The organism is Streptomyces sp. ADI96-02 (genome assembly GCF_003846185.1).
Lineage (GTDB): Bacteria > Actinomycetota > Actinomycetes > Streptomycetales > Streptomycetaceae > Streptomyces.
In genome coordinates this window covers 505,310-518,837 of sequence record NZ_ML123034.1, presented here as the reverse complement: position 1 = coordinate 518,837, position 13,528 = coordinate 505,310, and the positions used below count along the sequence as shown (strand labels likewise).

15 protein-coding genes are annotated in these 13,528 nt (G+C 72.6%); 3 read left to right on the top strand and 12 right to left on the bottom strand.

Annotated elements, in window-relative coordinates:
• Positions 1-90: 90 nt before the first annotated feature.
• From EES43_RS02270 to EES43_RS02245, 7 genes are all read right to left on the bottom strand, one after another.
• Positions 91-1,143 carry an NAD-dependent epimerase/dehydratase family protein gene (locus EES43_RS02270; protein WP_241192311.1) on the bottom strand — a complete coding sequence of 351 codons (1,053 nt, stop codon included), beginning with the start codon at positions 1,141-1,143 and terminating at the stop codon, positions 91-93.
• Between the two features lie 64 nt (positions 1,144-1,207).
• Positions 1,208-1,924, bottom strand: coding sequence for a lysophospholipid acyltransferase family protein (locus EES43_RS02265; protein WP_124267093.1), 717 nt, complete (start codon positions 1,922-1,924; stop codon positions 1,208-1,210).
• Between the two features lie 178 nt (positions 1,925-2,102).
• Positions 2,103-2,261, bottom strand: a complete 159-nt coding sequence (locus EES43_RS30475) for a hypothetical protein (protein ID WP_164493102.1) — start codon at positions 2,259-2,261, stop codon at positions 2,103-2,105.
• A 66-nt stretch (positions 2,262-2,327) separates the two neighbouring features.
• A complete protein-coding gene (locus EES43_RS02260; protein WP_124267092.1) occupies positions 2,328-3,278 on the bottom strand; it encodes a cytochrome c oxidase assembly protein in 951 nt (316 codons plus the stop codon).
• A gap of 111 nt (positions 3,279-3,389) precedes the next feature.
• Entirely contained in the window at positions 3,390-4,415 is a 1,026-nt protein-coding gene (locus tag EES43_RS02255) for a 6-phosphofructokinase (RefSeq protein ID WP_124267091.1), read from the bottom strand.
• A 140-nt stretch (positions 4,416-4,555) separates the two neighbouring features.
• Positions 4,556-5,284, bottom strand: a complete 729-nt coding sequence (locus EES43_RS02250; RefSeq protein WP_124267090.1) for a type 1 glutamine amidotransferase — start codon at positions 5,282-5,284, stop codon at positions 4,556-4,558.
• Between the two features lie 34 nt (positions 5,285-5,318).
• Positions 5,319-6,557, bottom strand: coding sequence for a MurT ligase domain-containing protein (locus EES43_RS02245; RefSeq protein ID WP_124267089.1), 1,239 nt, complete (start codon positions 6,555-6,557; stop codon positions 5,319-5,321).
• A gap of 114 nt (positions 6,558-6,671) precedes the next feature.
• Between EES43_RS02245 and def the strand changes: the two genes are divergently transcribed.
• A complete protein-coding gene (def, locus tag EES43_RS02240) occupies positions 6,672-7,217 on the top strand; it encodes a peptide deformylase (protein WP_124267088.1) in 546 nt (181 codons plus the stop codon).
• A gap of 19 nt (positions 7,218-7,236) precedes the next feature.
• On the opposite strand, the gene EES43_RS02235 is transcribed toward def, so the two are convergent.
• Complete coding sequence (locus tag EES43_RS02235) at positions 7,237-7,887, bottom strand: TetR family transcriptional regulator (protein WP_124267087.1); 651 nt, start codon at positions 7,885-7,887, stop codon at positions 7,237-7,239.
• 186 nt (positions 7,888-8,073) lie between these two features.
• Here EES43_RS02235 and EES43_RS02230 point away from each other — a divergent pair, with 186 nt between their 5' ends.
• Positions 8,074-9,300 (top strand): acyl-CoA dehydrogenase family protein, encoded by a 1,227-nt coding sequence (locus EES43_RS02230; protein WP_124267086.1) that lies wholly within the window; start codon positions 8,074-8,076, stop codon positions 9,298-9,300.
• Between the two features lie 93 nt (positions 9,301-9,393).
• Here EES43_RS02230 and EES43_RS02225 read toward each other — a convergent pair whose 3' ends face one another.
• The 3 genes from EES43_RS02225 to EES43_RS02215 all read right to left on the bottom strand — a co-directional run bounded on the left by EES43_RS02225 (position 9,394) and on the right by EES43_RS02215 (position 12,226).
• Positions 9,394-9,882 carry a glutathione peroxidase gene (locus EES43_RS02225; RefSeq protein WP_124267085.1) on the bottom strand — a complete coding sequence of 163 codons (489 nt, stop codon included), beginning with the start codon at positions 9,880-9,882 and terminating at the stop codon, positions 9,394-9,396.
• Between the two features lie 60 nt (positions 9,883-9,942).
• On the bottom strand, positions 9,943-10,467 hold the full coding sequence (locus EES43_RS02220) for a GNAT family N-acetyltransferase (RefSeq protein WP_124267084.1): 525 nt from the start codon (positions 10,465-10,467) through the stop codon (positions 9,943-9,945).
• A 340-nt stretch (positions 10,468-10,807) separates the two neighbouring features.
• Positions 10,808-12,226, bottom strand: a complete 1,419-nt coding sequence (locus EES43_RS02215; RefSeq protein ID WP_124267083.1) for a DUF2252 domain-containing protein — start codon at positions 12,224-12,226, stop codon at positions 10,808-10,810.
• A gap of 139 nt (positions 12,227-12,365) precedes the next feature.
• On the opposite strand from EES43_RS02215, the gene EES43_RS02210 reads away from it, so the two are divergent.
• Positions 12,366-12,626, top strand: a complete 261-nt coding sequence (locus EES43_RS02210) for a DUF6011 domain-containing protein (RefSeq protein ID WP_124267082.1) — start codon at positions 12,366-12,368, stop codon at positions 12,624-12,626.
• Positions 12,627-12,659: 33 nt separating this feature from the next.
• Here the strand turns inward: EES43_RS02210 and EES43_RS02205 are convergent, their stop codons facing one another.
• A complete protein-coding gene (locus EES43_RS02205) occupies positions 12,660-13,526 on the bottom strand; it encodes an acyl-CoA thioesterase (RefSeq protein WP_124267081.1) in 867 nt (288 codons plus the stop codon).
• Between the last annotated feature and the right edge of the window lie 2 nt (positions 13,527-13,528).

Genomic DNA, 13,528 nt, shown 5'->3' with positions numbered 1-13,528 from the left:
ATGGTCAACGCGCAGGCGACCGCCACCGCGAGCACCGCCGTCCGTGCACCCCCGCCTACGGGCCGGCCCCGGCGGCGCGCCCCACTTCCCTCAGCGGCGGCCCCGGTCGTACCTCTCCAGCCAGGCGTCCTCCGCCGCGTAGTCGAACAGGTTCTCGCCGTAGCCGCGCAGCATCTTCGGGAACGCCTCCCGCCAGTCCCGGCCCGCCAGCTGTCCGGCGAGCCAGTCGACCGTCTCGGGCAGCGACGCCGCGTACCCGGTCAACGGACGGTAGCCCAGCTCCCGTTCGGCCGCCGCCATGTCGTACACCACCGGATGCGGCACGCTCCACGGCGTATCGCCCACGCCCGCCCGGGGCGGCGCGCCGTCCACCGGCACCGTCTCCGTCTCCCGCCCCAGCACGCCGTCGATCGCCGCCGCGATCTCCGCCACCGAGGGCGCCTGCGGATCGGCCGCGTTCAGCACCCGCGTACCGGGCCGCGCCGCGGCCAGCCTGATCAGCTCGGCGACGTTGGAGACGTGGACCGGGTGGAAACGGCTCCCGCCGCCGTACGCGAGCACCCGCCGCTTCCGGCCGTCGAGCAGCCGCTTCACGAAGTACAGCTCGCGCGGCGTGCGGCAGTGCGGACCGTGCACCGCGCCCGCCCGCAGCACCGTCACCGGCAACGCGTCGCCCGCCGCGAGCAGTTCCCGCTCCAGCGCCACCTTGCGCGTCCCGTAGGAGGCATCGCCGGGCGGGACCGTCGGCTGCGTCTCCGGGATCGGCACGGGGTAGCGCGGGAACCCGTCCGGCTCCTCCTGCGTGTCGAAGCTCCGGCCCCGGCCGTCCGCGTACACCGCGCCGCTGGAGATCACCACCGCCGAACCGATCCGGTCCGCGAGCCCCGCCACCTGCCTGGCGTGCTCCCCGCCGAAGGCGACCATGTCCACCAGGACGTCGCAGCCGCCGCCGAGCGCACCGGCCAGCGCGCCCTCCTCGTCCCGGTCGAGCGCCACCGACCGTACGCCCTCCACCTCTTCCCCGGCCCGGCCGCCGCCCCGCGAGGCGGCGGTCACCTCCCAGCCGTCCCGGGCCAGCGCACCGACCGCGGCCCGCCCGATCGCTCCCGTCGCTCCCAGCACCCACGCGTGTCCTTGGCTCATGGACACGACGGTAGAGGCGTCGCGGAGGAGAAGCCCGCTCGCTACGCCGACGGCGGATCCGCTGTCAGCGTCGCCGCCCCGGGAACCTCCTCGGCTGCTGCCGCGACTGTTCGGCCTCCTTCACCTTGGCCGCGTACTCGTCCACGTACTCCTGGCCCGACAGTTCGAGGATCGCGTACATGATCTCGTCGGTCACGGCCCGGATCGCGGCCTTCTCGTTCTCCAGGCCGGCGTAGCGCGAGAAGTCCAGCGGTTCACCGAACCGGATCGCGACCCGCTTGATGCGCGGGACGACCTTGCCGGGCGGCTGGATCTCGAACGTCCCGACCATGGCGCACGGAACGACCGGCGCCCGCGCGGTGATCGCCATCACCGCGACACCGACCTTGCCCTTGTAGAGCCGGCCGTCGTGCGAGCGCGTGCCCTCCGGATAGATGCCCAGCAGCTCGCCGCGGCCCAGCACCCCCAGCCCCTCGCGGATCGCCGCCTGCCCCGCCTCCTTGCCGGACCGGTCCACCGGGATCTGGCCGGCGCTGCGGAAGAACGCGGCGGTGAGCCGTCCCCTGATCCCCGGACCGGTGAAGTACTCGGCCTTGGCCAGGAAGGTGATGCGCCGCTTGAGGATGGCCGGCATGAGGAAGTGGTCGGAGAACGAGAGGTGGTTTCCGGCGACGATCGCCGCGCCGTCGTCCGGGATGTTCTCCAGGCCCTCGATACGGGGACGGAACAGCAACCGGAGCAGCGGCCCCAGCACGACGTATTTCAGGACGTAATAGAACACGGTGTGGGTGCACCTCGCTCTGCCGGGCGGCGTCGGGGCTGTGCGGTAGCCGGTCGTCGTGATCCCGGGGACGGCTCGTCCAGGGCCCCGGGATCACCGGGCCGCGGCCGTGCGCCGACCGCTCTCCGGCGCGTACCCGCTCACGGGCCCCGCAGACACCGTCACCCGTGGTGACGGCTCAGGTGTCCCGCGTGGCCATCATGCCGAGCGTGCACAGCCCCAGCACCACCCAGCCGAACCAGAGCCAGCCGCTGCTCCCCAGTGCCACCGTGTACGCGGTCACCGCCACCAGCGCCCCGACGGTCAGATACCCCATGGTCTTCGTCGATCCGGACATGCGCGCACGCTCCTCGCCGGCCGCGCGGCCGTTGTCCCCATGGTCACCCCGCGAGCGCCCCCCGCGCTACTGGCCGCGCGCCTGCAATGAGGCGAGATAGGCGTTGTACGCCGCCAGCTCCTGGTCGCCGTCGCGGTCCGCGGCCCGGTCCGCGCGCTTGGCCGTGCGCTGCTCGGAGCGGTACCACTGGTAGACCAGCGCGATCAATACGAGCACGGACGGGATCTCGCTGAAGGCCCAGGCGATGCCGCCCGCCCAGTTCTGGTCGCTCAGCGGGTCGATGCCGAGCGAGGCGGGCGGGTCCGCGTACGTCCCGACCATCGGCGTGGTCGCCATCATCAGCGCGATCCCGAAGAACGCGTGGAACGGCATCCCGGCGAACAGCTCCAGCATCCGCATCACGTACCCCGGCCGGTGCGGGCCGGGGTCCACGCCCATGATCGGCCAGAAGAACACCAGGCCGACGGCGAGGAAGTGCACCATCATCGCGATGTGCCCCGGCTTCGAACTCATCAGGAAGTCGAAGAGCGGCGTGAAGTACAGCCCGTACAGGCTCGCGATGAAGAGCGGGATCGTGAAGACCGGATGCGTGACGATCTTCATGTAGCGGCTGTGCAGCAGCTTCAGGAGCAGCTCGCGAGGCCCGGTGCGCCCGCGCGCGGCCGGCGGCAGCGCGCGCAGCGCCAGCGTCACCGGAGCGCCCAGCAGCAGCAGGATCGGCGACAGCATGCTGATCACCATGTGCTGCACCATGTGCACGCTGAACATGACCATGCCGTAGTCGTTGAGCTTGGTGCACATGACCAGCGCGATGCTCGCCACGCCGACGACGAAGAACACGATCCGGTTCACCGGCCAGCCGTCCCCGCGCCGGCGCAGCCGCACCACGCCGTACCCGTACAGGGCGAGCGCCAGGAGGCAGCCGGTCAGGAAGAACGGGTCGGGGGAGAACTCCAGCCCCCGCCCCAGCGTGAACGGCGGCAGATCCATGTTCATGCCGTGCCCGCTGTGGTCCATCTGCTCACTCCCGCTGGGGACGTCCCCGTTTCGTGCCGGTTGTCCGCTCCAGACTAGAACCGCCCCCGACCGCGGTCGCGGCCGGGGGCGGTTCGGGGAACCGGGTGTCGATCAGAGCACGCACTCCGCCTCGGCGTAGCGCTCGGCGGGGACCGTCTTGAGCGTCTGAACCGCCGCCGCCAGCGGAACCATCGTGATGTCGGTGCCGCGCAGGGCGGTCAGCATGCCGAACTGGCCCCGGTGCGCCGCCTCCACGGCGTGCCAGCCGAAGCGGGTCGCCAGCACGCGGTCGTACGCGGTGGGCGTGCCGCCGCGCTGGACGTGGCCGAGGATGACCGGGCGGGCCTCCTTGCCGAGCCGCTGCTCCAGCTCCCCGGAGAGCTGGGTGGCCACTCCGGCGAACCGCTCGTGGCCGTAGATGTCCTTCGTGCCCTGCTCGAACTGCATCGAGCCCTCGCGCGGCTTGGCCCCCTCGGCGACCACCACGATGGCGAACTTCTTGCCCGCCGAGAACCGCTTGCCGACCAGCTCGGTCAGCTCGTCGATGTCGAAGGGACGCTCGGGCACCACGATGGCGTGCGCGCCGGCGGCCATGCCGGAGTGCAGGGCGATCCAGCCGGTGTGACGGCCCATGACCTCGACGATGAGCACCCGCTGGTGCGACTCGGCGGTGGTCTTCAGCCGGTCCAGGGCCTCCGTGGCGACACCGACGGCGGTGTCGAAGCCGAAGGTCACGTCGGTGGAGGCGATGTCGTTGTCGATCGTCTTGGGGACGCCGACGATCGGCAGTCCGGCCTCGGAGAGCAGATGGGCCGCCTTCAGGGTGCCCTCGCCGCCGATGGGGATGATCGCGTCCAGACCGAGGTCGGCCACATGGCCGCGGGCCCGCTCCACGCCGTCACGCAGATGCGCGGGCTGCACCCGGGAGGAGCCGAGGATGGTGCCGCCGCGGGCCAGGATGCCGCCCACCGCGTCCAGGTCGAGCTTGCGGTAGTCGCACTCCAGGAGCCCCTTCCACCCGTCGTGGAAACCGATGACCTCGTCGCCGTGGTCGACCACCGCGCGGTGCACGACGGAACGGATGACGGCGTTGAGGCCGGGGCAGTCGCCGCCGGAGGTGAGTACGCCAATTCGCATGGCCCGGAAAACCTTTGCAACGTGGGTCGACGACCGGACCACGTCGTCCGGTTGGATCCCCGCCACCCTACCGGCGCAGGGTGGCGGGACCGAACCCGGCGTCCGCCTGCTGGACTCCGCTCGGTTGAGCGGAAACCGCCTCAGGCGGGCTGCGTCGCCGAGGCGATCCGCTCGGCGCGCAGCGCGTCGTACCAGCGGTCGTCCGTGGGCGGCAGCGCGTTCACGTCGAGAGCCAGCTTGAGCAGCAGATCGGCGATCTGCGGATTGCGGGCCATCACCGGACCGTGCATGTACGTGCCGAAGACGGTGTCGTTGTACGCGCCCTCGGTGCCGTCGCCGGTGCCGTTGCCCCGGCCGAACTGCACCCGGGCGAACGGCCGTGCCGTCGGGCCGAGATGGGTGACGCCCTGGTGGTTCTCGAACCCGGTCAGCGGCGGCAGGTTGAGGTTCGGGTCGATGTCCGCCAGCACGTCGCCGACGCACCGCGCGCCCTCGCCGCGGGTCGAGACCACGTCCAGCAGGCCGAGGCCGGCCTCGCGCTCGCCGAGGTCGTTGATGAACTCGTGGCCGAGGATCTGGTAGCCGGCGCAGACCGAGAAGATGATCGCGCCGTTCGACGCGGCGCGGCTCAGCCCGCCGTCGCGGCGCAGCCGCTCGGCCGCGAGCCGCTGCGGCCGGTCCTCGCCGCCGCCGATCAGGTAGATGTCGCCCGAGGTCGGCACCGGCTGGTCGCTGCGCACGTCGACGCGCTGCACGTCCAGACCGCGCTGCCGGGCCCGGCGCTCCACGACCAGGGCGTTGCCCTGGTCGCCGTAGGTGCTGAGCAGGTCGGGGTAGACCCAGACCAGACGCAGACCGTTGTTGCTCATGCTTCGTCCTCTCCGGAGGTGGCCGGCGCCGGGGTCAGTTGCCGACACGACGGCGCAGATCCTGGAAGGCGGTGTAGTTGGCGATGACCTCGATGCGGCCGGGCGGCGCGTACTGCACGGCCTCGTCGAGCGTCTCGCAGACCCGGAAGTCGAGTCCGGCCACTTCGAGGCGGACCGCGAGGTCCAGCTTGCGGTCGCCGAGCACGAAGATCGGGTGTCCGGCCAGCTGGGTGTAGTCGACGTCCCAGAGCCAGGAGGTGTCCGTGCCGTCGGCGCCGCGGGCGTTGACGGAGAGGATCACCGGCGTCGGCGGCGGATCGATCAGCGAGAACGTCTCCAGCCAGCCGGCCGGGTTCTTCGCCAGCAGCAGGCGCAGTTCGCGGTTCTGGAAGGCCACCACGTCGTAGCGGCCCGCGACGGCCTGCACCTGGTACATGCGCTCCAGCGCGACCTGCGGCGGCACCCCGAAGACGGCGGCCACGGCGGCGGAACTGGTGGCGTTGGCCTTGTTCGCCCGGCCCGGCAGCTGGAGGTGGATCGGCCACGCGGAGCCGTGCGGGTCCAGGACGTAGTCGCCGTTCAGCGCCCAGCTCGGGGCGGGGCGGCGGAAGCCGCACTGCCCGCAGAACCAGTCGTCGCCCGGACGCTGCATCACACCGCCGCAGGACGGGCAGGACCAGGCGTCGTCCTTCCACGCCTGACCGGCCGCCACCCACACCACGTTCGGCGAGGAGGAGGCCGCCCAGACGATCAGCGGGTCGTCGGCGTTGGCGATGATCACGGCCTTCGAGCCGGAGAGACCCTCGCGCCAGTGCTCGGCCAGCATCCGGGTCTCCGCCGCGCGGTCCAACTGGTCGCGGGAGAGGTTGAGCAGCGCGATCGCCTTCGGCGTCGTGTCGCGGGCGACCCCCGCGAGGTACTTCTCGTCGACCTCGATCACGCCGAACTTCGCGTCCGAGCCGCCGGCCAGCGCCGAGGTGATGCCCGCGGGCATGTTCGCGCCGAGCGCGTTCGACACGACGGGCCCGGCGGCCCGCAGCGCCTCGGCGATCAGCCGGGTGGTGGTCGTCTTGCCGTTCGTCGCCGACACGAGGATCACGTCCAGGTGCTGCGCCAGCCGCCCCAGCAGGTCGGGGTCGAGCTTGAGCGCCACCCGGCCGCCGATCACCGATCCGCTGCCCCGCCCCGCGGCGCGTGACACCGCCGCCGCGGCCTTGCCCGCCGTCACGGCCAGTTTGGCCCGCGGCGACAACGGCTCCGTGTTGCCTGCCATCGTCCTAGATCCTCCTTGCATCGGTCCGCGCCCAGCCTATCGATGTCCGGTGCGCCGACCGCACCGCGGCACCACGGGAACGTGCGGGCCGCGGCGGAACGTACGCTTACCGCCATGCGAAACCGCCCGATCCCCGGCAGTTCCGGACTCGTCCGTGAGATGAGTCTGCTCGGCGACCCGGTGCTCCACCGCGCCTGCGAGGACGTCACGGATTTCGGCCCCTCGCTCGCCGGGCTGGTCGAGGACATGTTCGCCACCATGTACGCCGCGCACGGCGTCGGGCTCGCCGCCAACCAGATCGGCGTCCCGCTCAAGGTGTTCGTCTACGACTGCCCGGACGACGACGATGTCCGCCATCTGGGGCACGTGGTCAATCCCGAACTCGTCGAGGCGGACGGACTCACCGTACGCGGACCGGAGGGCTGTCTGTCACTTCCGGGTCTGGAAGCGGGCACGGAGCGTTTCGACCACGCGGTCGTCGAGGGGTTGACGATGACCGGGGAGCCGGTCCGCATCGCCGGCACCGGCTGGTTCGCGCGGTGCCTCCAGCACGAGTGCGACCACCTGGACGGATCCGTGTACACCGACCGGTTGACCGGGCTGCGGCGGGCCAGGGCGCTGCGCGCCGCGCGTCGCGCGCCGTGGGCCCGCGAGGGCTGAGGCCGCGGGCCGCGCGTCGTCAGAACCCCGGGCCGTCCCCGAGGTCGCCGGCCTCCGCCAGCCGGCCCCACAGCAGGTCGGCGAGGCTGCGCACCAGCCGCTCGCGGGAGCAGGGCCGGTCGCCGAGCCACCAGTCGCCCGCCGCGTGCATCATGCCGACGATCCCGTGCCCCCAGATGCGGGCCGTCTGCTCGCTGTCCGGCCCCAGGTCGACCCGTTCGGCGATGACCTGGCCCAGCTCCTCGCCGAGGCGGCGCAGCAGCGGGGCGGAGTGCCGGCCCACGTCGAAGCCCTGTTCGGTCGCGGGCGCCGAGTCGTCGGACGGGTGCATCAGGAAGCGGTACACCTGCGGCCGGGCCTCGATCGCGGCGAGGTAGGTGTCGAGCGTGGCCTCCACCCGGGCGCGTCGCTCGGCGGGCGCGTCGAGGGCCGAGCGCAGGGCGCCGAGGAGGGCGTCGGTGTGCCGTTGGGCGAGGGCGCGGTAGAGCCCGCCCTTGTCGCCGAAGTGGCGGTAGAGGATGGGCTTCGTGATCCCGGCCTCGGCGGCGATCGCGTTCATGGAGGCCCGCGGGCCGTCTCTGAGCACCACCCGGTCCGCGGCCTCGAGCAGTTCGCGGCGGCGCTGCTCGGCCGCGGTCCGCTGTGGCTCGGCGCTTCGTGTGGTCTCCATGGCGTCTCTCCCACCCCTGGCCGGGCACTTTCTGCCCGGTTTCGTCTGCACGCCTGGGCAACGTAACACCCCGCCGGACGGCGTCGTCGCTGAGCTCCGGCGCGGTTGACAGTCGCTACTTACCGGTAACAGACTGTTGTTACCGCAAGTAACGTGTGTTTTTCGCAGCAGTGCCAGGAGGGGAACATGGCCGAGTTCACGCTTGAGCTCAACGACGACCAGAAGCAGGTCCGTGACTGGCTTCACGGATTCGCGGCGGCCGTGATCCGCCCTGCGGCCTCGGAGTGGGACGAGCGTGAGGAGACGCCCTGGCCCGTCATCCAGGAGGCGGCCAAGGTCGGCATCTACTCCCTCGACTTCTACGCCCAGCAGTTCTTCGACCCCACGGGACTCGGCATCCCCATGGCCATGGAGGAGCTCTTCTGGGGCGACGCGGGCATCGCCCTGTCGATCGTCGGCACCGGCCTCGCGGCCGTGGGCGTCCTCGCCAACGGCACCGAGGAGCAGATCGGCACCTGGATCCCGCAGATGTACGGCGACGCCGACGACGTGAAGGTCGCCGCCTTCTGCTCCTCCGAGCCGGACGCCGGCTCCGACGTCGCGGCGATGCGGACGCGGGCCGTCCACGACGGGGCCACGGACGAATGGGTCCTCAACGGCACCAAGACCTGGGCGACCAACGGCGGCATCGCGGGCGTCCACGTCGTGGTGGCCGTCGTCGACCCCGAACTCGGCTCCAAGGGCCACGCCTCCTTCATCGTGCCCCCGGGCACGCCCGGCCTCTCCCAGGGCCAGAAGTTCAAGAAGCACGGCATCCGCGCCTCCCACACCGCCGAGGTGGTCCTGGAGGACGTCCGCGTGCCCGGCCACTGCCTGCTCGGCGGCAAGGAGAAGCTCGACGAGCGCCTGGCCCGCGCCCGGGAGCGCGCCAGGTCCGGCGGCGAGCGCGTGAAGAACGCCGCCATGGCCACCTTCGAGGCGTCCCGCCCGGCCGTCGGCGCCATGGCCGTGGGCACCGCGCGCGCGGCGTACGAAGTGGCTCTGGACTACGCGAGGACCCGCACCCAGTTCGGGCGGCCGATCATCGACAACCAGGGCATCGCCTTCCAGCTCGCCGACATGCGCACCAGGATCGACGCCGCCCGGCTGCTCGTGTGGCGCGCGTCCTGGATGGCGGCCACCGGCAAGCCGTTCCTCTCGGCCGAGGGCTCCATGTCCAAGCTCTACGCGAGCGAGACCGCCAAGGAGGTCACCGCGCAGGCCGTCCAGATCCTCGGCGGCAACGGCTTCACCCGGGAGTACCCGGTCGAGCGGATGCACCGCGACGCGGCGATCTACACCATCTTCGAGGGCACCAGCGAGATCCAGCGCCTGGTCATCGCCCGTACGCTGTCGGGCATGCCCATCCGCTGACGCCACGGCGGCTCACGGCTCACGGCACCCAGCGCAGGCACCGGCGCACCGGCCCCGGGACATACGGCGTACCCCCGGGGCCCGTGCGCGCGATCAGGCCGGCAACTGCGCCTCGATGGCCGCGACGACCTCCGGAGCCTCCGGATCCGTGCCGGGGCGGAAACGCGCCACCGGCTCTCCGGAGGGCGAGATCACGAACTTCTCGAAGTTCCACTGGACGTCCCCGGCCTCGCCGTCCGCGTCCGCGACCTTCGTCAACTCCGCGTACAGCGGGTGCCGGTCCGCGCCGTTGACGTCCGTCTTCGCCAGGAGCGGGAAGCTGACGCCGTACGTGGTCGAGCAGAAGGTCCGGATCTCCTCCGCGCTGCCCGGCTCCTGCCCGGCGAACTGGTTGCAGGGCACGCCGAGCACGGTCAGGCCCCGGTCCCCGTAGGTCTGCTGCAGCCGCTCCAGGCCCTCGTACTGCGGGGTGAGACCGCACTTGGAGGCCACGTTCACCACCAGGACGGACCGGCCGCGCCAGGCGCCCAGGGTGGTCGGCTCGCCGGTGAGGGTGTGCAGCGGGATGTCGTGCAGCGTCATGAAGGTCTCCCTGGATCCAGTGCGTGGTTCGTGTTCGTCATGCGGCCCGCCGCCGGTCCGTCACCGGGCGGCGAGCTCCTTGTAGTAGAAGGTCGTCGGCTTGAGGATGCCCGCCGGATCCGCCGCGTATCCCGGCACGGTCCCGCACTCCGTCCAGCTCGCCTTCACGTAGACCTGTTCGGCCAGACTCCCGGTCTCGGTGTCCAGGATCAGCAGAGTGATGCCCTCGGCCAGTGCGTACGACTCGACGGCCGCCAGCAGTTCCGCGCCGAGCCCCTGTCCGCGCGCCGACGGGCGCACCATCAGCTTGGCCACCTCCGCGCGGTGGCGGGCGTTCGGCAGCGGCGCGCGCACCAGGGCGATGGTCCCCGAGACCCGCCCGCCGTCCCGGGCGATCCAGATGCCGACCTGCCCCGCCTCGACCGCGGCGGCCCGCTCGCGCCACCACGCGGCGGCCGTCTCGCGGTCCAGCGGGGCGAGGAAGCCGACCGACGCGCCTTCCTGGACGGTCTCCAGCAGAAGGGAGGCCAGGTCATCGGCGTACGTGACCAGTTCAGGCGCGGTCACGCGGACGATCTCGGTCATACGGGCGGTCCTTTCGGAACGGAACGGCCGCGGCGCGGGGCCGCGGCGCTGCGGGCGGGGCTGGAGGATCACGAGCGCGTGGCGGACCGGCTCCGGTCCCGGGCCCGCACGTGCGAGGACCCGGTGAGCCGGAAGCGCGAGCGGCCTCCCGGACGCACGGCGTGCGCGATCCCGGCGGCCGTGACCTCCGGAGCCCTCCCTCTACCCGGATGTGCCGCGCCGCATCCCGATGAGCCGCTCCGTACCGGAGACCGGCGTGATCTCGCCGGTACGGGACGCGCCGGGTCCGTCGGAGACTCTATCCCCGCTCACCGACGCCGCACGGGAGTTCCACCCGCACTCAGCCGGCGACGGGCAGCCGCCCGGAGCCCACCGCCTCGACGAGAGCCGCGTGGTCGCGCTCGTTCTGGTCGGCGTACGCCTCGGCGAACGTGCCCACCGCCCGGTCGAAGACGTCCCGGCCGCCCAGGTACGCGGCGATGGCGATCCGGTCGCCGGAACGGGCGTGGGCCCGCGCCAGGGTCGCCCCGCACACCTCGCCGAAGGCACGCATGCCCTTCGGCACCATCGCCTCGGGCTCGGCGATGCCCTTCCAGTCCCGCAACTGGCGGATGTAGAAGTCCCGGCGACGGCCGTCGATCCCGTCCACCCGCTCCCAGCCGAGGAAGATGTCGCTGGTCGCCTGCATCAGCCGCTGCCCGGCGACCACCCGCTCGCCCTGGTTCCCGTAGCGGCTCGCGCCGGTGTGCTCGGCCAGCACCGACGGGCCGGCCTCCTTCGCCTGGAGGAAGAGCGGATCACCGCCGTCCCTGCCGAGCATCAGGAAGATCCAGCAGCGCGTGCCGACGCTTCCGACGCCGACGACCTTGCGGGCCACGTCGACCAGCCGGAAGTCCGCCAGCAGCGAGCGCCGGTCCGAGGCCAGCGTGTGGCCGTAACTCGTGACCAGCCCCCGGAACCGCCGCTGCACGGCGTCGCGCTCCACACCCGGCAGGAGATCGGCCAGCGGCACCACCATCGGCGGGTCGGGGACGATCCGGAGCCTCCCGTCCGCCACCTCCGTCAGCTTGGCGAAAGCCTGCAGGCTGTCGCGGGAGCGCGCCTTGCCGAGCGCCCGCGCCACGTTCCTGCGGCCCCGTCCGGAAAGCTGCTCGGCGGCGACGGTACGCAGCTTCTCGGCGTCGGTCCTCGCGTACCACACCTCCAGGTTGCGCATCTCCGCGTAGCGGGTCATCGCCTCCCGGTACGAGCGCACCGCCGACCGGACGATCCCGGTCCTCTCCTGATCCGAGAAGCCGTTCGCCCGGCCCGCGATCACCAGGCTCGCGGCCAGCCGCTTGACGTCCCACTCCCACGGGCCGGGCAGGGTCTCGTCGAAGTCGTTGATGTCGAACACCAGGTTCCGCTCCGGCGAGGCCAGCAACCGGAAGTTCAGCAGATGGGCGTCGCCGCAGAGCTGCGCCCGGATCCCGGAGACCGGGGTCCCGGCCAGGTCGGCGGCCATGATGGCCGCCGCGCCCCGGTAGAAGCGGAACGGGGACTCGGTCATCCGCCCGTAGCGGATCGGCACCAGCTCCGGCACCCGCTCGGCGGACTGCGCTTCGAGCAGCCGCAGCGGGTCGCCCCGCCGCGGCGGGGGCGAGAACTCCGCATGGCTCGAACGCGGGGCGTCGCGGCGGGCGGCCTTGCCGAGGGCGGCCCGCTCCTCGGGGGTGGCGTGCGGAAGAGCGCGGAGCGTCGAGGCGGATTCCTGGACCATGGTCGTCCCCTTCTCCCGGCGCGGGGGCGGCTGCCCCACCTCCGATCATCGGTGACCGGGGCCGTTCCGGCGCGTCGTGGCCGCTGTGCCCGGTACGGCACGGGCCCGGGCGGGCCGGACGGGCTGAGAGGATCGGAGGGTGCAGAACGCCGAGACCTTCCCCGAACCGCCGCCCGAGGCCGCCGGAGCCGGCGGCCCGGACCCGGCCGCCGACGGCGGGCCGGCCGCCCCGGACCGCCCCCGGCTCGTCCGCTGCCGGCTCTGCGGACGCCCGCTCACCGGGGCCGACTCGCGCCGCGCCGGCCTCGGACCCGCCTGCGACGCCAAGCTGCACCCCGCGCCGCCGGACATCCGCACCCGCCGCCACGAGGTCGAGCAGGACACGCTGCCCGGGATCTGAGCGGGAACAGCCCTTGGCACTCCCGGCGGCCCGCTACAGCCGCCGGAACAGCCCCTCCTGCACCACCGACACCAGCAACCGCCCCGAACGGTCGTAGATCCGGCCACGCGCCAGCCCCCTGCCGCCCGTCGCGATCGGCGACTCCTGGTCGTACAGGAACCACTCGTCCGCCCGGAAGGGCCGGTGGAACCACATCGCGTGGTCCAGCGACGCCATGTCGAAGCCGCGCGGACCCCACAGCGGCTCCACCGGGATGCGCACCGCGTCCAGCAGCGTCATGTCGCTCGCGTACGTCAGCGCACAGGTGTGCACCAGCGGATCGTCGCCCAGCGGGCCGACCGCCCGCATCCACACCGCGCTGCGCGGCTCCGCTTCCGCGATCTCCCCGCGCGTCCAGCGCAGCCGGTCGGCGTAGCGGATGTCGAAGGGCTGGCGGCGTGCCATCCGCTCCAGCGCCTCCGGCAGGACGCCCAGGTGCTCGCGGACCTCCTCGGCGACCGTCGGCAGCTCCTCCGGGTCGGGGACGACGCGGGCCGGCGGCAGCTGGTGCTCGAAACCCGCCTCCTCCGGGCGGTGGAAGGACGCCGTCAGGTTGAAGATCGTCCGGCCCTCCTGCACCGCCGTGACCCGCCGGGTCGTGAACGAGCGGCCGTCGCGCACCCGCTCGACCTGGTAGACGATCGGCACGCCGGGGCGTCCCGGCCGCAGGAAGTAGGCGTGCAGCGAGTGCACCGGCCGGTCCCCGTCGGTGGTCCGGCCCGCCGCCACCAGCGCCTGGCCCGCGACCTGCCCGCCGAAGACCCGTTGCAGGGACTCCTGCGGGCTCCGGCCGCGAAAGATGTTGACCTCGATCCGCTCCAGGTCGAGAAGGTCGACCAGGCGCTCGGCCGGGTTCGTCATGC